Here is an 18,323-nt window from a genome sequence, read left to right as displayed (position 1 = left end):
TTTGTTTCCTCCTTATATCCTTGTAGCTCACCATATAATAAATTATAATTAAATTAATTTTAATATAGTTTAACACAAATCGTTCACTTTAGTTAATTTTAATTTAATTTATTTAAATATAATTTAATAATCCTTGAGGAGATTTTCATTATGGAAAATATAGATATTGGTAAAAAAATTGAAAAACAAAGAAAAGAAAAAGGTTTAACTAGTAAAGAACTAGCAAAGATGGCCGATATTACACCATCTATGTTAAGTCAAATTGAGCGTGGGTCGGCTAACCCTTCTATTCAAACATTAAAAGTACTTGCTAAAGCTCTTGATGTTCCAACATTTAGCTTTTTACTTGAAGATACAAATACAGACGATTTAATTGTACGTTCCCATAAACGAAAGAAAATGATTATCGATAATTTATCATATGAAATGCTTTCACCTGATTTCACTGGAAATTTAGCAACAGCAATTATGACCGTCCCGCCTAATACAGCTTCATCAGAAAATGTGCTAGAACATAAAGGAGAAGAATTAGCATTTGTCTTAGATGGGAAAATCACATTATATTTAAACGAGGAAGAATACGTATTAGAAACTGGTGACAGTGTAAAGATACCTGCTTATTTAAAGCATAAATGGGTGAATCATTTTGAAAAAAACGCGATAGTTTTATTTTCTGTTACTCCGCCGATTTTTTAATGTATAAATAAAAACAGGATGGTTCTTATAAAATGCGGATTATCCTGTTTTTATTAAATAAGAAAGTGAAATTTTTGTTAAAAACTTAACAGTTGGACCCAATCCGAACAATCCTCCTAAAAACATATTTACAACTGAAACTATCCCTCCCATTGATGCTAACGTATCATGAGTCAGATTCATCCCACCACTACCAGAGGCACTTGTAATATTCACATAAAAATAAGAAATACGTAAAAATTAATTGATTTTTCAGAATTTTGTTGAAAAATATGGTAAAATCACTCTTATACTTCTTCTATTTTGTTATTATAGAAATAATTAAATTAGGATACTTTTATCGGATGGGGGAATATATAATGAGTGTGTTATTAAAAGGGCATGAACAGATTGTCAACGAATTAAACATTTTATATCAAGTAATGGTAGCGGAGCAATTAATTGAAGCGAAACAATTAAAAGAAAAAATAGAGAAACAGATTAATAAAATTGAAGCTGATCAAAATCTATCGCTTTACTACTCCCTACTAAACTTTAAATATAAGGTCCTAACCGATTGGACAAACATTAAGTATGATACTTTTAGTCAAATTGTTCGTTTAGACAATCCAATAACTGAAGACTTTATTACTTATTATTATCACTTTTTTAAAGCTGAACATGCTACCATTATTGGAAATTATGATGAAGCAAAAAAAGAATACGAAAAAGCTGAATCCCTTTTAAAACATGTACCAGGCGAACTAGAAGAAGCTGAATATAAATATAAATTTGCTATATTTAATCACCATACAAACAAACCACTTACAGCAATCAATTATGCAAATCAAGCTAAAGAGATTTTCTCAAAATATCCACGTTATGAAATTAAAATAGCTCTATGCGAAAACATTTTAGGCTCATGTTCTGTTTATTTAAAACAATTCGAACAAGCCGAAGAGAACTATAATTCAGCAATCAATATTTTACAAAAGCTGAAAGACGATACACTAATCTTAAAAGTTCGAAATAACTTAGGTTGGCTCTACTCTTCTCAAAATCTATCAACCCTTGCTATTAGACATCTTACAATAGTTACAAACAAATTACCTAAACACCTAAAAGCCAATTTTCTACAAGCCAAAGAACATTTTATTTTAAATGAAAAAGAACTTGCAAACCATTGGGTTCAAAAAGGCTTAGAAATTTGTAATGAATTAAATAATCAAGAATATAAACACCATTTCACTATCTTAAAAACACAACACACTGGTATTCTAGACGACTTAGAAAACGCAATCATTGCAGGCACTACATATTTTAACAGTAAAGAATTATACGATTATGCACAAGAATATTACGAATTATTAGCAGTAGAATTTCATAAAGTGAATAAAATAGAGAAATCTCAAAAATATTTTTTCAAAACTTACGAAGCAAAACAAAAATTATTAACTAAGGAGGCACTAAGATAATGAAAAAGATTAGTTTAGCTATTTTAACCTTTACATGCATACTTGCTTTTGGATTTAATAATTTTACTGAAAGTCAACAAGCAAAACAACTTCCAAAATGGGATACAGATAAACAAGAAACACATGCAGACCTATAGAAATCTAAAAACCCCTAATAAAGGGGTTTTTAGATTTCTACAATATAATGATTTAGCATATGATGAAGAAATATGCTTATAAAAGATAGCCATACACAGATACTCTCTGTACATGGCTATTTTTTATTTTTTCGACACTAACAAAATCCCTAAACTAATAATACAAAAGCTCATTATTTGCTGTGCTGATAGACCAAACAGAACCGAATTTTGTTCACTAACAAGCGAAATAATGATTTGAGCAAACCCCTCAATAATTAGAAAAACACTTATATTCTTTCCATTTCCAAGCCTTTCATTTTTCATCCATAAAAAGCCCATTATACAAAGAGCAAGGATGATCTCATATACGAAAATAGGGTGATATAAAAGTTTAGATTCATATATTTTTATTCCCCATGGTAGTGTCGTTTGTGCGCCTACTTCATGATGTAATAGAAAATAAAAGATAATACTCACACACAGACTAAAAGGCAATACATCAAGTAAAATACGAAGCGAAAATTGCTCCTTTTTACTTTTCCAAACAATGTATACACTCGCAATTACGCATCCTACTACAATATGTTGCATACTCCCAACAGCTAATATTGCTTGCACTGGCGCCCCCAAAGCCCATACAGGATTTAAAATTACTGGCGCAAACTTCCATACAAATACGATGATAAGAAAAGCATTTGTTACGGCATCCATCATTTTTTCATATGATACATTTTGATGCCTCATCTTTCGTTTCATCAACATAAATCCAAATAGACTTCCAATTATAAGAGATATGGGTTGTAACCTCACGATCCACTCCATCGTCACGAAATCTCCTTTTAATTCTCAATCAATTTCTTAAATTTCTTTTCTAATTGATCTGGTGGTAATACACCTCGTACATGATCTACTATGATTCCATCTTTATTAACAAAAAATGTCGTCGGTAAAGAGAATACTTTATAATCTAGTCCAGCTACTCCGTCCATATCTAGTAGAACAGGAAACTCAAACCCATAGCGATTAGCAAATGCGCTTGCTTCTTGTACTGGGTCACTAACAGTTGCATTCACCGCAAAAATTTCAACATCCTTTTTATATTTATCATACATATGAACTAAGTCAGGTGCCTCCATTTCACACGGCCCACACCATGATGCCCAAAAATTAATAATATACGGTTTTCCCTTGGCATCATTTAACGACTGCAACTTTCCGTCTAATCCTTTTAATGTGATGCCAGGTGCTTTAAAACCTACTTGTGGTAATACTTCTTTCTCTTGTAACTCTGCTTGCTTTGCTTTTCTTTCCTTTTCTTCTTTCTTTGAATTATAAAAGTTAACCCCCGCCCAAACGAGAGCACCTACTAGTATAATAGCAATTAGTTTCTTCACTTTTCTTCCTCCTCATTTTTAAAAGCCTGTAAATCCACCGAATAGACGAATAAAGAATGCTGTAATTTTCGTCATTTGATTTGTATACAATAAAATACCTGTTACAATCATCATTCCACCGCCAATTTTCATCATGACATTCGCATATGTAACAATCCATTTTACCTTCCCAATAAAGAATGCCATCACGAAAAATGGAACCGCAAACCCAAGAGTATACGCTGTAATATAAAGAAGTGCCCCTTCAGGATTCGTCGCGCCAAGCATGAGTACAGCTGAAAATATCGGTCCAACACATGGCGTCCAACCCGCTGCATATGTCATACCGACTAAAATCGAGCGAATATATCCAGTCGATTTACTTCTATACTGCACCTTTTTCTCTGCCATAAGCCACTTAGGCTGAAACAAGCCCGTCATAAATAGCCCCATTAAAACAATAAAAATCCCACCAATTTGTTGAATCAATTTTTGGTTAGATGAAAATGTTATTCCAATCCAGCTTACCGATAAACCTAACGCGTAAAATATAACCGAAAATCCGATCATAAAAAATATGGTATGTATAATCGCTGATTTTTGCATAATCCCACGATTTTCTTTTAAATCTTGGATAGACACACCTGTAATATAAGATAAATAAGATGGATATAACGGTAAAGAGCACGGTGATATAAATGACAATACTCCCGCCCCAGCCACAAGCCAAATTGTTAAATCTGCTGCATTCATTTTATTCCCCCTAAAACACTACAATAAGTAGTGTTTATTCTTAAAAAAAAGAGGCTATATGCACTCTCCGACAATAAGTACAACCGACATACAGAATAAACCTACTGTTACATATACCGAATTCGTATGTAACGGAATAGTAAGCTTAACAACCTTTTCATTTAACACTTGCTCGATTCGTAAATTTATTGCTGTTTTTGCAAATGAAGCGGTAACACATCGATTTTCCATTGTCTTTATTTTAATTAATTTTAATAACGCGCTACCTAACTCAAATGAAGATTCCATTTTTTGCATCGCATATTTATCAGCAGCTAGCTCCTGATACGTATGATATCGCTGTAACAACCCTTTTAATATCGGGATGTACATCATTCCTTCTGCTAATAACGTAAAACAAAATAATTTTAGCGGATCCCAATTCTTTTGATGATATTCTTCATGGAAAATAATTGCATCAATTTCTTCATCTGAAAACGTCTGAAGCAAACCTTCCGACATGACAACTTTCGGACGGAATAATCCAATTGTAAATGCCGCAACTTCCGTAGTCGGCAATATATATATTTGTTTTCCTTTTCGGATGAAAGGGATAAGTACTTTTTGTAATTTTTTACTATAGAAAAATTGTCGCCAAATTCTTTTGCACACGATTAATATAGTAAGTAATAATAATCCAGCGATTATAATACGAATCAGCGATAATTCTTTCATATGTTTTTCTAACTGGAACAAGCAAAAATTTGAAAGAAAGAACATCTTATTTTGAAACAGAAATGGATATGTAACGTAATACACTAACATACTGAAAAAGAGGGTACTAACAATTACTGCTAACAATACGATTTTACGCATTTGCCATTTCATTTCATTAATCCTCTTTTTTTAACTGACTCAATTTGTCTTCTAACTTTTTTATTAAAGTCGGATCAGCCTGCTCTAACTCATCTAACATATGATTTACAACTAAATCTCCAAATTCCCCCATCAATTCCTGTGTCATTTTCTTCGTTTGCTTGGATAAGAATTCTTCTTTTGTTTGTACAGCACGATATATGCCACTTCTTTTTACAATCTGTTTTTCTAAGTGTAACTTCTCTACTAACCTGTTCATAACTGTCATAACAGTGTTAAAATTCACAGGCGATTCTTCACTTAATTTCTGCTGCACTTCTTTAATCGTAATACCTTTGTTAGACCAAACAATCTCCATAATTTTCGCTTCAAGCGGTCCAAAGAAATGATTTAACCCGTGCTCATTTAATTTATAGTTTTGAGTAAACATAGTATGACTCCTTTCACACTACGAATTGTAGTACAAATTAAATAAAAGGTCAAACACGAATGAGATACACTAAAATTCACTACTTATAAATACGTACGCCATTCCATTAATTATAAGCCTAACTTATCTCCAAATGTATCAAAAAGATACTGCTCTAATATTTGTACACTAAACTTCTCATTACGCCCAAGTGCAAATAATTCCCGATCTTTCGCTACGATAGTATCTAACGGAATAGCTACATTATCCACTATTTTTGTAATTTCAATTATATTACTTTTTACATTTACTTCTGTTTTAAATTCAACATTTTCTAACACTATATGTGAACGTCTTCCTGATGCAAAAAAAGTAAAATTAGGATTTTTAACAACGCCAATTTCAGTCTCTAACGCATATAAATAGTGAAAAATTACATCTCTGTGCCCATCTTTTATTATTTTTTCATCCTTCTCATCGTCTAAGTATTCTTTCAGCTTCGTTGTAAATTCAAATCGAAAATCCACTTTTTTCACGCTCCTTCTTTGTATTTCATATTAAATAAATATATTGAAATAATTTTACCATATTGTAATACAACTTCCTATTAAAAGTAAAAACTGTTTTGGAAAATCGCTATTATTTCCGATTTCCTTTTAAAATATAAATATAAATTCAATATGAATTAATACTTCATTATATCTATTTAAACATATTTTTCCATTTTTTGAAACATTAGTATGAAATATTATATATCAATGAATGGTTTCTAATTCACTGATATATATAATCAGTGTTTTCTTTACTATTCCGATATACTTAAGCTACATTTTCTAATTATTGATTACATTACAGAAGGAATGTAACTCTCTTCTATCGAATTTTTATATAACAAAAATGATTAGGTGGTGCTTTACTATGAAATTAGCTGTCATTGGTGGCGGTGATTTACAAGATTCAAATCACTTGCCTATTAATGAACGCCTTATAGAATTAACAAATAAACAGTATCCAAAAGTATTGTTTATTCCAACGGCAAGTCATGATGATGAAAGCTATATAAAATTATTTTTAGACACGTTTGAAAAACAATTACATTGTGAAGTACAAATTTTACGTACTACAACAGATTCACCTTCTAAGTATGAAATAGACGAGATGATTCATTCAGCCGATTTAATTTATCTAGGTGGCGGGAATTATATTTATATGTTTACGCAATGGAAAGAACATAGACTCGATGAAAAATTATTATTGGCTCTGCAACAAGGAACACTTATTGCTGGTTATAGCGCTGGTGCTATGTGTTGGTTCACGTCTAGTATCCGATCAGATTATGAAGGTTCTGGTTATATAGAGAGTAACGGATGGGGGATTGTTAATAAAAGATTTTGTCCACATTATAATCAATTAAATAGAATGAACGCCTTCCATTCCTTTTTACAAAATCATCAAGGGAATATAGAAGGAATTGCACTGGAGGATAATTGCGCTTTATATATTACAGAGGAATCCTTTGAGATTATCGGTGAACCAGAAAAAGCGTGGGAGTTTTATATGAGTGATAAAACACTCATTAGACAACATTTTGATATAACTTTAAAAAGCTATTTGTAAACCTGCACCTACAAAAAAATGTCCCTAAGTCAAATAACTTAGAGACATTTTTTCTATTTAACTAACTAATCGTGTAATTCGTTTCTTTTGCCATGAAAGCTTATAATATGCATACTGTAGTATTAAGCTGACAATAAATGCTGCTGGATACCCGATCCAGATCCCTTCTATTCCAAGACTTGTATGGTAAGAAAGATAATATGCTACGGGTACTTCCACAAGCCAAATTGAAACAACTCCAATAACAGTTGGCCAAAGTACTGTACCACTCGCTCGCATTGTCGCACTAATAATTTGTGCATGACCGAAAATTAAATAACTCCATAACGTAATCATAACTAAGCTATGAGCAATTTCAATTGTAGTTTGACTCGTTAAAAATAGTGATAAAATGTCTCTTGAGAATAAGTAAATAAGAGCTATTAACACACCACCGATGACGTAGTTCATAATAATTCCGACCTTCACAACTTTCTGCAATCGATCAAATTGATTCGCCCCAATTGATTGTGCTGCAAAAATAGAAACTGTAATACCAAGGCTAACTGCTGGCATTTGTACATAACTTGCAACTTGATTCACAACTCCGTAAGCAGCTGTTGCATCCGAACCGTAACGATTTACAAACGCGATTACAGCAATTTCAGATAATGAAACTAATATCATATTAATACTCGCTGGAATACCGAGCCTTAGCAATAGCTTTAATAACTCCCCATCCATTCGAAGGTATTTTCTAACCGTGCTGTCTAGTTGTAATGGGTGATTTTTCTTCTTTAAATACAAAAGCATGACAATAAACGTAATAACTGTAGATATAACAGAGGCATAGGCTGCTCCATACACATCTAATTTCGGAGCTCCTAACCATCCAAAAATAAGAATTGGTAATAAGATCATATTTAGCGCTGTACTTACAATTAAAAAGTAAAATGGCGTTTTAGAATCTCCTGTACCTCTCATAAATGTTGTGTATGCGAAATATAAAAATAATACTGGCATCGATATAAATAAAATTCGTGCATAATGTACACTTATTTCAATAATATTTTCTGGCGTTCCCATTAGACGCATAATATCCATCGCAAAAATACTGCCTATTATCGCCAACACAACTCCAATAATAAAGGTAAATGTCAGCGTCGTACCAACGATAGCTTTTAAACGATCTTCGTTTTTAGCACCAAACGCCTGACCAATTAAAATAGAGCTTCCTGAACCGATACCAATTACAAATGAAACGAGCAAGAAAAATAATGGGAAGAATGCTGATATAGCCGCTAAATCATTAACTCCAAGCCATCTTCCTACTACTACCATACCAAATAATTGTCCAACTGATTGTAGTACATTACTTAATAATAATGGTACTAAAAACATCGACATCGATTTCCAAATCGGTTTACTCTCACTTTCCAACTTATGTGACTCCGCACCTTCTTTATTGTTATCTGCAGGTGGTTTCAAATTTCATTTCTCCTTTTATTAAAAATCAATTTTCAATATCTATCTCTTTGTATAGTTGTTATAATACTGTGCTTCTATTCACTTTCTTTTCGTATGATTATAACTTCACCCAATATTGACTTCCATCGGCTGTTCGATCTAAAAATCCATACTCGATTAAATATCTTCTTAAAGTTACGAAATCAGGGTATACATTTTCTATCACTGTATTTACTTCTTTTTCAGTATACTTTTTATTACTATCAAACTTCTTTACTAAATGACGTAATATAATTAATTTACGCTTTTGTTTTTTCGGAAATTTAGAAAGAGGTCCATCTAATCCTTCTGTAAAATGAGCTTTTAATACTTCATCATTTTCTTCTTCCGTAATATTGTATCGATCATCCACCATCGTTGCTGTTCTATGAATTGGTACAAATTTCGTTTGTACTTTTGATTTTTCTTCTGATAATTCCATTAGAGCTAAAAATACTTTTGCTTGCTTCATTTTCTCTCGCAGTGTAAATCGATGATTACGAATTGTTGATGTACTTCCGCCATCCAACTCTTTTACAATTTCTTTATCATTCAGTCCCATATGGAAAAACTGAACCATTTTCTTTTGTAAATCCGTTAAACCAGTAAATTTCTTATCCATATTTAACAAATAATCAAACATAGACGTATGCTCATTTTGAATATGCAATCGGACGAACTTCTCTGCTTCATACAAAACTTGATTATCTTGATAAATAACACCTTTAATAAATGTTTCACCACAAGCTAAGCAAATGTACTCCTCTTTTTCTCCATCAAACACATACCCTTTCTTTAATTCCTCTATTGACGCATCCCAAAACTTCTCTGAAATACCACTCATACTAAACACTCCTTCAAAATGTTTATTCAAAAACCAAACAAATCACTATAACGTTTATTACCACTTCACCATCTTATCATAACACAAACAAACATTTCAACATTTCGTTTACCCATTTTATAAACTTTTATAAAAACATCTACCGAAAGGGTTTAATACAACGAAAAGCGAATGTGTTTATAGAAATTCATTTTATATGATGTGGATTAGAACATGGATATTCTTCAAGACTCTTGGTTTACCGTTAAGCAAATTGCACAGAATACATATGCGATTAGTGAATATGGAACCGGTATTCATCCATTACAAAACTTCAGTATTCAATTTCAACTACAAAAAAGATGTTTCCGTATAAGAAAACACCTTTTACTTTTTATCCCACATTTAAGGGCAGTAAGACTCCCACATCAAAATTCAGCGGAAGCAAAGAAGTTAAATGAGGGCGGGCTGCCCTTAAAAGCCCGATTGGTGAGGGCTAATAATCAGTTGATTAAAGTTTCAATTTATATATTCTATTTACAGTCTCTACTAAAACCTTACTTGCTTGTACAAATGTATGCTTTCGATTTCTATCTTCAACAAATTTATTAGCACAACTACTCATAATCATCATACAACTAATTATGACTAACACTATCTTTCTATTCTTGTAAGTCACTTCATGTCACTCCACTATTACAAAACTTCTTTTGAATTTATCCTATCAAGAAATTTTACATGAATAATAAAACGTGTGAATATGCAATTCTGCATATTCACACGTTTTATCACAATGTTATGATTTAATTTAGTTAAAGAACAAGTATACCGAGGTGACTAACTTGAAATTTAAAGCGAAAAAAAATCCATTCCACGTCATTTTCATTACTTTATTTCTAATTATTTTTTTCGTTTCGTTATTCTTCCAAAATGAAAATTCTATTTTTTTCACTCTCATGATGCTATTAAATATCGTGAATCTTTCTTCATTCTATTTCTCTCACTACAACGTAACGGAATCATCTCTTGTTGTAAAACACGGTTTCATACTTCATACTGAAATCCCATTTAAAGACATTCGCCATATTAAGTACTCTGGCAAAAAACTTCGTTCAAAAAAATGGACTAGGCAACAATTAGAAATTAATTATAATTTATTTGACTCAGTGACCACTTTCGTACCACAAGAAGAAGAAAAATTCATTTCACTCTTAAAAGAGAACTGCCCACAGATGAAAGTAATGAATACGCCTGCTAACAAATAATATATTTTGAAGCTTGCAGTATTGCAAGTAGATGAAACATAAAAATGAACATCAAAAAAGCCAAGATTCTATACTAAGAACCTTGGCTTTTTCTATTACTCTTTTGGAGCAATCATTTTCTTTGGATCTACAATTTCATCAAATTGCCCTTCTGTTAGTAGCCCAGATTGCAATGCTGCTTCTTTTAAAGTTAATCCCTCTTTATGAGCATACTTCGCAATTTTCGCTGCATTTTCATATCCGATATGTGGGTTTAGCGCTGTTACAAGCATTAGTGAACGATTCACATTTTCATTAATTACTTCTTCATCTGCTTCAATACCAACTGCACAATTGTCATTAAACGAAACAATTGCATCCGCTAATAAGTGAGCTGATTGTAAGAAGTTATAAGCAATAACAGGTTTAAATACGTTTAACTCAAAGTTACCTTGGCTCGCAGCAAATCCGATTGTTGCATCATTCCCCATCACTTGCGCTACAACCATCGTTAATGCTTCACTTTGCGTTGGATTTACTTTACCTGGCATAATAGAGCTTCCTGGTTCATTGGCTGGAATAATAATTTCTCCAAGACCACTACGTGGACCACTTGCAAGCCAACGTACATCGTTAGCGATCTTCATTAGATCTGCAGCTAATGCTTTTAATGCACCGTGAGTATATACAACTTCATCATGGCTCGTTAATGCATGGAACTTATTTGGTGCAGAAACAAATTGTTTACCTGTAAATTGACTAATTTCCTCTGATACCATCTCACCAAATTTAGGATGAGCATTAATACCTGTTCCAACCGCAGTTCCACCAATTGCTAACTCTTTCATATATGTATTGCTCTCTGCAATCATACGCTCTGTTTTTTCAAGCATACGGTGCCATCCGCTAATTTCTTGCCCTAAAGTTAACGGTGTTGCATCTTGTAAATGTGTACGACCAATTTTTATAATATGTTCAAATGCAGTTACTTTTTCTGCTAAAGTTCCTTTTAATTTCCTGATTGCTGGTAATACGTGATTTTCTACTGCGATTACACAAGCTACATGGAGCGCCGTTGGAAATGTATCATTTGAACTTTGTGACATGTTCACATCATCATTTGGATGAATATGTACGTCAGATCCATTCTCTTTCAAAATTTGATTCCCACGATTTGCAATTACTTCATTCACATTCATGTTTGACTGTGTACCACTACCTGTTTGCCATACGACAAGCGGAAAATGTTCATTCCATTTCCCTGCAATCACTTCATCAGCAGCTTCTACAATTGCTTCTGCTTTTTCTTCTGATAACTTTCCTAATTTTTGATTGCTAAGCGCTGCACTCTTCTTTAAAATTGCAAATGCTTTTACAATTTCAAGCGGCATTTGCTCTGTTCCAATTGGAAAGTTTTCTTTACTACGTTGTGTTTGTGCTGCCCATAATTTATCAGCTGGAACTTTTATTTCTCCTAATGTATCTCTTTCAATTCTGTACTCCATGTTTTCATCCCCTTGAAAATATAATACCTACATCTCTTATAATAACAGACTTTTTCTTAAATGATAAGAATTCTCACTCTTATATATAGATATTTTATATTTATTTTAAAAAATTCCTCTTGACCTAAACTTAAGTTTAGGCTGTATCCTTTCCATTGTAACCTACTATAACACTACTGGAGGAATTCAATATGAAAAAATATGCTTTTATAACAGGTGCGAATAAAGGAATTGGATATGAACTTGTTCGTCAATTAGCAGAAAAAAATTATCACGTATTTTTAGGTGCTCGTAATGAACAACTTGGACAACAAGCCGTAGACTCTTTAAATGTTTCAAACGTTTCCTATATTCAAGTAGATATTTCAAATTCACAATCCATTCAAGAAGCAACAAAGAAAATTCACGAAACGACTGACCATTTACATTTATTAATTAATAACGCAGGCATTGCATTAGACTTCAATACGCTACCTAGTGAATTAAATATTGAAACTTTACGCCAAGGATTTGAAGTTAACTTTTTTGGAACTTTCCAAATGATACAAGCCTTTTTACCATTATTAAAGAATTCAAGCAACAGTAAAATACTAAATGTAACAACTGACATGGCCTCACTAACAATGTTTGCTAATGGTGAAACACATCCAATCAATACACTAGGATATAATTCTTCCAAAACTGCTATTAATGCTTTAACATTAGCTTTTAGTAAAGAATTTGCTACTAACGGTCCAGAAGTATTTGGGATAACTCCTGGTTTTACAACTACTGATCTTAATGGAAATTCCCCTGGTGGCCATACAACTATTGAAAGTGCTAAAATTATTATTAAATATGCATTAAGTGAAACAAACTATAATGGTAAAATACTAAATAAAAATGGCATTATACCTTGGTAACAAAAGGATGAATGATATGTATTATACAATTGGGCAAGTCGCCAAAATGCAACACTTAACTATTTCTCAAATACGTTATTATGATAAACAAGGACTGTTCCCTTTTCTGCAAAGAAATGAAAAAGGAGATCGAGCTTTTGATGAAGAAGCACTCAAATACTTAGAAATGATTTTGTGTTTAAAAAACACTGGTATGCCTATTCAAAAAATAAAACAATTTATCGACTGGTCTATGGAAGGAGAATCTACCATCTTTCAACGGTTGGAATTAATGAAACAACAAGAGACCAATGTCTTACAGCTCATCCAAGACACTGAAAAAAACTTAAAAAAGATACAACAAAAAATTGCTAAATATGAGAATGAAGTAACTTCAGCAGATGCTATTACAAAATAAAAAATCACCTTCTACATATTGTAGAAGGTGATTTTTATTTTATGATGCTTGCTTTCCTTTATCTGCATCATCTACATACCAGATGAATTTGCCTGTATATCCGTAAATAACTGCTAAAATTAACGATACGAAGCTTAACCACATAAACGGAACGTATGAGAACGTTGCTACACCTAAAATACCCGCCATAAAAATACCATTATCAGACCATGGAACCATACCTGAAGTTAACGTTCCACCTACTTCTGAGTTACGCGCTAATACACGACGGTCTATTTTTAATTTATCATAGCTATCTTCCATAATTTTTGGTGTTAAAATTAGTGATACATACATCGCACAACCAAATATATTAGCTAAGAATGCCACGATTAATGTAGACAATGTTACATTACCTGCAGAATTTAATTTCTTCTCAAATTTTGATACGATTACTTTTAAAACACCTAGTTTTTCAAGTAATCCACCAAATCCTAAACCGAAAATAATAACAGCTACTGAGCCAAGCATGCCGTTAATTCCACCACGGTTTAATAACTTGTCAACAAACTCAACACCAGATTGAATTGAGAATCCGTTATAAGCTGTTCCAATCGCCTCTCCAAAGTTCATCCCTTGGAAAAGAGTTGCCCAAATTGCACCAATTAAAGCTCCCATTGCAATTGTTGGCATAGACGGTTTCTTCATCGCTAATAGAACGATAACAATGACCGCTGGAATAAGCATCCATATTTTAATATCAAATTGCTTTAATAAAGCTTCTTTTAAAAATTCTACTCGATTCAAATCTACATTATCGCCGCCATACATCCAACCAGCTACAGTAAACATAATACTAGTAATAATATAAGCTGGAACATCTAATACGAGCATAGCTCGAACGTGAGCAATAACATCTACTTTCGCCATAGAAGCTGCAAGAACTGTGCTATCAGAAAGTGGTGATAATTTGTCGCCGAAATAAGCTCCTGAAAGAACTGCACCAGCAACAAGCGGAAGTGGTAAACCAAGTCCTTCACCAATCGCCATCATAGCAATACCTGCTGTTCCCACTGTTCCCCAAGACGTTCCTGTTGCGATAGAAGTTATAGAACAAATAATTAATGTTGCTAATAGGAATATGCTAGGGTGAATAAATTCTAATCCATAATAGATTAATGTTGGTACTACCCCACCAGCAATCCACGTTCCAATTAAAGCACCTACTGCAACTAAAATCAGTATTGCTTCTAATCCGTTAGAAATCCCTTTCGTAATTGCATCTTGCAATTCTTGATAACGAAATCCTAATCTTAATCCAAGCGCAATTACTAAAAACCATGAAATAAATAGCGCTAATTGAATTGGGAGATCAAAAATCGTTTGGAAGGAAAAGACAACAGCAAGAAATAGTAATAAAAGAACTATGATTTCTAGCATCGATGGTAATCTTACACTTTTCATTTTTTTCTCTCCTTACAAGTCGATAACATGACGTATGTCGTCTTACATGTATGTAATATACAATTAGCGAAGACAAAACAAAATTTTCATATTATTTCGATTTATTTTTCCAGTATAATATATTCACAACCCTTTCTATTGTAAAAGTAGATTACGTTTTTCGCAATGAAAAATATAAAAAATGTTGTATTTTTATTTATCCCGATATTTTCGGCCAATAAGACCTCCGCCTTAAAATTCAGTAAGCGCAAAGCACTTAGATAAGAAATTAACTACTGTAAAATTCCGAATTGATATGAACGTATTAAAGCTTCACTTTATTTACAAAGAACAATCCCATACTAACTTTTTTAATATTTGCTGCAACAAAACTTTTTACAACTATCTTCACTTTTTAATTAACACCATTATTTTCTACACAAAAAATAGGGCACACATCATTAAAATGATGCATGCCCTATCTTTATTTATACATATTTTGTATTTCTTCTTTATTTTTAAGTATTTCCTCAAACTTATCACTACAACCCTTCGGAAATAACACTCCCAGTCCATATGAATGCGCAAATTGAAAATGAGGGTACTTCGCTTTTACCTCATCCCAAAACTGATATACGCCGAAATCACCACTTCTAACTTCAATATCATGAAATAATACAATACCGTTTTTCGCGACTTTCGGTAGCCATGTGTTATAATCGTGAGAAACAGCTTCATACGTATGATAGCCATCAATATGCAAAAGATTTATCGTTTCATCTTGAAACTGGTCTACAGCATCATCAAAAGTAGATCGAATTAAATTTCCTATATTAAGGTAGTTATCGCTCACTACTTTTTCTACTATTTGAAAAACCCCTTCTCCATATGGACCTGTATGCCCATCTCCAGCCCAAGTATCTACTGCAAAGCATTTAGTCGATAACCCTCCATCTTTTACTCCCTGACAAAAACTGAAGAAAGAAGCACCTAGATGTGTACCTAACTCAACTAAAGTTTCTGGTTTTTCAAATCTTACTAAGTCATATGCAAAATCTAAATGTCCACTCCACGCAGATTGTGACCGAATAATAGGACTAAATGTCTCAAATTCAAATGATGGTTTATGAGTAACCCAGTTCATCGCATAACTCCTTCTGCACATATTTTTAACAAACCAAATTACTCTTATCTTTATTTTTTTATCGCCATGATTATGATTCTATTTCATGAAAATATGAAGAATTTATTCTTTTCTATTGAGGTAAAGCGTCATATACATATGGTTCAGTTGGCTTATCAATTTTCTCGATTTTGTTTACTTTTACAAGTGGAAAGACTGTTCCTTTATATGTCGTTTCATCTAATAATCCTGTTATTTTCACCCATGTTTCTTTTGGAATTTTCCCAACGTTTTTCCCGGTAACAATCATCCCCCAGACTGATGCATCCGCAATACAACAAGTTATGCCATATCGAGCCACTACTGCTTTATTACCCGTCACATCCTTATCATTATATATAAACCCTGAGAATATAATTTCTTTCCCTTTAAACCCTTTTACATCTTGACCAATTATACTCATTGTTTGAACATAATCCTTATCCTCTACTTGTAGTTTATGCTGTCCTAACATACTTTTTACTACTTGCTCTTCCGTTTCATAAGTCGTTGATACATTTGATGTTTCATCTGGATCATCGAATACCTCTCGCCCATCAAAATCATCCTGTTTCCCCTCTTTTTCATTCCCTTCCATACTTCTCGCCTGTACACTTTGATTCATACCCCTTTTTCCTGCTAAACTTCCATCAATTGTTACATTTCCAAATAGAAAAGCACTAATAATCGGAACAACAAATAAAACATATACAAAGAAACTTTTCATCCCTGATTTTAATGCTGTATGATGCTTACAACAATTACAATCATCCTCTTTTTCTCTCCCATCTCTCCAAACTTGTAAAGAACCAAGAAGTAAAATCACTACAAAAGCTATATACGTAAATTTAATCATTTTTGGAGCGATAAAATTATAAATATTCCCTGTTACAAGTAGTTTAAATAAGAGCATTGCTAAACCAATTAAAATAATACCACGAATATAGCGATGATATGCCTTCTGCTCCTCTTTCTCCATTCTTTCTCACCTCCTATAACATTATAATTTGCAGGATGGTATACACAGATACAATGACAATTCCCATTAAAAAGAATACAAATTTCTTTTGAAAATATGCAAATAGCATTAACGTATTTTTCATATCAAGCATCGGCCCAAACACAAGAAATGCGAGAAGTGCCTTTACTGAGAAAACATGTCCAAAAGATGCCGCTATAAAAGCATCGGCTGCAGAGCAAATTGATAAAACATAACCAAATCCCATCATAATAAAGGGGGCAATTACTTCGTTATGTGCTACTGCATCCAGTACATTCCGATCAAAAAACGTTTGAAATACACTTGCTAAAAAAGCACCAATCAATAAATACTTACCAGTATCAAAAAACTCATCTACAGTGTGATTCATAACATCTTTCCAACTCTTTTTTTTGCTTGTTTGAACTGAAACCTCTACGTCTTTTAAAACATTTCTTTCGCGATAGCAATAATACACAATTAGACCTATGAATAGAGCAACTAAAATTGTTATCCCAAAGCGTGCATATACAACATAATCATTTTTTTGAAACGCATATACAGTAGATAAAAAAACGACTGGATTCATAATGGGTGCACTCAGTAAAATAACAATGCCTACATGAAGTGGTAACCCCTTTTGAATGAGCCTTCTTACAATTGGTATAATGACACATTCACACATTGGAAAAAGAACTCCCACAAATACTGCTGGAATCATTGCAACAATCGGAGATTTCGGCATTACTTTTTGAATCATATCTTCCGTCACAAACACTTGAATAAATGAAGAAACAATTACCCCTAATAAAATAAAGGGTATTGCTTCAAAAATGATACTTAAAAATACTGTATTCACATTCAACCATTCCTGTGGTATATTTTTGTGCAAATTTGCTAGACTTGTAAAATCTACAAAAAATAATAAAAAGAGAAACATAGCGATAAGAGCTATGCCTACTAATTCTTTTGAAACTCTATTAAAGACCAAGCTTCTCGCCTCCATTTTATTTATATGTAAACATGTGCTTGTCCAAATGCTTCATACTACAGCACAAATTTTATAGTCTATTTCTATTCTCAAATCGTAATCATTATGATTTATTATTGATTTTTCTTTTTCCATCG

The 18,323-nt window shown here is 32.6% G+C and carries 22 protein-coding genes; 8 read left to right on the top strand and 14 right to left on the bottom strand.

What is annotated here, in order from left to right; all coding sequences use genetic code 11:
• The first annotated feature begins 150 nt into the window (after positions 1-150).
• A complete protein-coding gene (locus MR160_RS12945) occupies positions 151-696 on the top strand; it encodes a helix-turn-helix domain-containing protein (RefSeq protein WP_000427637.1) in 546 nt (181 codons plus the stop codon).
• 39 nt (positions 697-735) lie between these two features.
• Here MR160_RS12945 and MR160_RS12940 read toward each other — a convergent pair whose 3' ends face one another.
• The gene (locus MR160_RS12940) at positions 736-912 is read right to left on the bottom strand and encodes a hypothetical protein (protein WP_003309331.1); all 177 of its coding nucleotides are present in this window, start codon (positions 910-912) and stop codon (positions 736-738) included.
• A 143-nt stretch (positions 913-1,055) separates the two neighbouring features.
• On the opposite strand from MR160_RS12940, the gene MR160_RS12935 reads away from it, so the two are divergent.
• Positions 1,056-2,150, top strand: coding sequence for a response regulator aspartate phosphatase (locus MR160_RS12935; protein ID WP_000114844.1), 1,095 nt, complete (start codon positions 1,056-1,058; stop codon positions 2,148-2,150).
• The gene (locus tag MR160_RS12930) at positions 2,150-2,287 is read left to right on the top strand and encodes a hypothetical protein (RefSeq protein WP_000724012.1); all 138 of its coding nucleotides are present in this window, start codon (positions 2,150-2,152) and stop codon (positions 2,285-2,287) included. Before MR160_RS12935 ends, MR160_RS12930 begins: the two co-directional genes overlap by 1 nt.
• 123 nt (positions 2,288-2,410) lie before the next feature.
• Here MR160_RS12930 and MR160_RS12925 read toward each other — a convergent pair whose 3' ends face one another.
• From MR160_RS12925 to MR160_RS12900, 6 genes are all read right to left on the bottom strand, one after another.
• Complete coding sequence (locus MR160_RS12925; protein ID WP_242297436.1) at positions 2,411-3,091, bottom strand: prolipoprotein diacylglyceryl transferase family protein; 681 nt, start codon at positions 3,089-3,091, stop codon at positions 2,411-2,413.
• A gap of 17 nt (positions 3,092-3,108) precedes the next feature.
• Positions 3,109-3,663, bottom strand: coding sequence for a TlpA family protein disulfide reductase (locus MR160_RS12920; RefSeq protein WP_000733184.1), 555 nt, complete (start codon positions 3,661-3,663; stop codon positions 3,109-3,111).
• Between the two features lie 18 nt (positions 3,664-3,681).
• A complete protein-coding gene (gene ccdA, locus MR160_RS12915; protein WP_000990435.1) occupies positions 3,682-4,395 on the bottom strand; it encodes a cytochrome c-type biogenesis protein CcdA in 714 nt (237 codons plus the stop codon).
• 54 nt (positions 4,396-4,449) lie between these two features.
• Entirely contained in the window at positions 4,450-5,262 is an 813-nt protein-coding gene (locus tag MR160_RS12910) for a M56 family metallopeptidase (protein WP_000871954.1), read from the bottom strand.
• Positions 5,263-5,266: 4 nt separating this feature from the next.
• On the bottom strand, positions 5,267-5,680 hold the full coding sequence (locus MR160_RS12905; RefSeq protein ID WP_000495050.1) for a BlaI/MecI/CopY family transcriptional regulator: 414 nt from the start codon (positions 5,678-5,680) through the stop codon (positions 5,267-5,269).
• Between the two features lie 110 nt (positions 5,681-5,790).
• Positions 5,791-6,186, bottom strand: coding sequence for a DUF3942 family protein (locus MR160_RS12900; RefSeq protein WP_000347524.1), 396 nt, complete (start codon positions 6,184-6,186; stop codon positions 5,791-5,793).
• Positions 6,187-6,577: 391 nt separating this feature from the next.
• Here MR160_RS12900 and MR160_RS12895 point away from each other — a divergent pair, with 391 nt between their 5' ends.
• On the top strand, positions 6,578-7,276 hold the full coding sequence (locus MR160_RS12895) for a peptidase E (protein WP_000762127.1): 699 nt from the start codon (positions 6,578-6,580) through the stop codon (positions 7,274-7,276).
• A 57-nt stretch (positions 7,277-7,333) separates the two neighbouring features.
• On the opposite strand, the gene MR160_RS12890 is transcribed toward MR160_RS12895, so the two are convergent.
• On the bottom strand, positions 7,334-8,743 hold the full coding sequence (locus MR160_RS12890; protein WP_000804121.1) for an MATE family efflux transporter: 1,410 nt from the start codon (positions 8,741-8,743) through the stop codon (positions 7,334-7,336).
• A gap of 97 nt (positions 8,744-8,840) precedes the next feature.
• Entirely contained in the window at positions 8,841-9,605 is a 765-nt protein-coding gene (locus MR160_RS12885; protein WP_000014491.1) for a DUF2087 domain-containing protein, read from the bottom strand.
• Between the two features lie 213 nt (positions 9,606-9,818).
• Between MR160_RS12885 and MR160_RS35120 the strand changes: the two genes are divergently transcribed.
• Complete coding sequence (locus tag MR160_RS35120; RefSeq protein ID WP_002162860.1) at positions 9,819-10,196, top strand: hypothetical protein; 378 nt, start codon at positions 9,819-9,821, stop codon at positions 10,194-10,196.
• A 230-nt stretch (positions 10,197-10,426) separates the two neighbouring features.
• The gene (locus MR160_RS12875) at positions 10,427-10,849 is read left to right on the top strand and encodes a PH domain-containing protein (protein ID WP_242297429.1); all 423 of its coding nucleotides are present in this window, start codon (positions 10,427-10,429) and stop codon (positions 10,847-10,849) included.
• A gap of 95 nt (positions 10,850-10,944) precedes the next feature.
• Here the strand turns inward: MR160_RS12875 and fumC are convergent, their stop codons facing one another.
• Positions 10,945-12,333: a class II fumarate hydratase gene (gene fumC / locus MR160_RS12870; protein ID WP_000456612.1), complete on the bottom strand. Its 1,389-nt coding sequence runs from the start codon at positions 12,331-12,333 to the stop codon at positions 10,945-10,947.
• 191 nt (positions 12,334-12,524) lie between these two features.
• Here fumC and MR160_RS12865 point away from each other — a divergent pair, with 191 nt between their 5' ends.
• Both MR160_RS12865 and MR160_RS12860 read left to right on the top strand, forming a co-directional pair.
• A complete protein-coding gene (locus MR160_RS12865) occupies positions 12,525-13,235 on the top strand; it encodes an SDR family NAD(P)-dependent oxidoreductase (protein WP_000759560.1) in 711 nt (236 codons plus the stop codon).
• A 16-nt stretch (positions 13,236-13,251) separates the two neighbouring features.
• On the top strand, positions 13,252-13,632 hold the full coding sequence (locus MR160_RS12860; RefSeq protein ID WP_000291857.1) for a MerR family transcriptional regulator: 381 nt from the start codon (positions 13,252-13,254) through the stop codon (positions 13,630-13,632).
• Between the two features lie 39 nt (positions 13,633-13,671).
• Here the strand turns inward: MR160_RS12860 and nhaC are convergent, their stop codons facing one another.
• The 4 genes from nhaC to MR160_RS12840 form a co-directional block, all read right to left on the bottom strand.
• A complete protein-coding gene (gene nhaC / locus MR160_RS12855; RefSeq protein ID WP_000843986.1) occupies positions 13,672-15,075 on the bottom strand; it encodes a Na+/H+ antiporter NhaC in 1,404 nt (467 codons plus the stop codon).
• 463 nt (positions 15,076-15,538) lie between these two features.
• Positions 15,539-16,198: a class I SAM-dependent methyltransferase gene (locus MR160_RS12850; RefSeq protein WP_001104666.1), complete on the bottom strand. Its 660-nt coding sequence runs from the start codon at positions 16,196-16,198 to the stop codon at positions 15,539-15,541.
• A gap of 112 nt (positions 16,199-16,310) precedes the next feature.
• On the bottom strand, positions 16,311-17,195 hold the full coding sequence (locus MR160_RS12845; RefSeq protein WP_242297428.1) for a TIGR03943 family putative permease subunit: 885 nt from the start codon (positions 17,193-17,195) through the stop codon (positions 16,311-16,313).
• Between the two features lie 13 nt (positions 17,196-17,208).
• Positions 17,209-18,201, bottom strand: a complete 993-nt coding sequence (locus tag MR160_RS12840; RefSeq protein WP_003309320.1) for a permease — start codon at positions 18,199-18,201, stop codon at positions 17,209-17,211.
• Positions 18,202-18,323 lie beyond the last annotated feature (122 nt).

The organism is Bacillus cereus group sp. BfR-BA-01382 (genome assembly GCF_022663475.1).
In the GTDB taxonomy this organism is placed as follows: Bacteria; Bacillota; Bacilli; order Bacillales; family Bacillaceae_G; genus Bacillus_A; species Bacillus_A thuringiensis_S.
The sequence above is the reverse complement of the archived record's forward strand: the minus strand, read 5'-3'. Positions and strand labels throughout refer to the sequence as shown.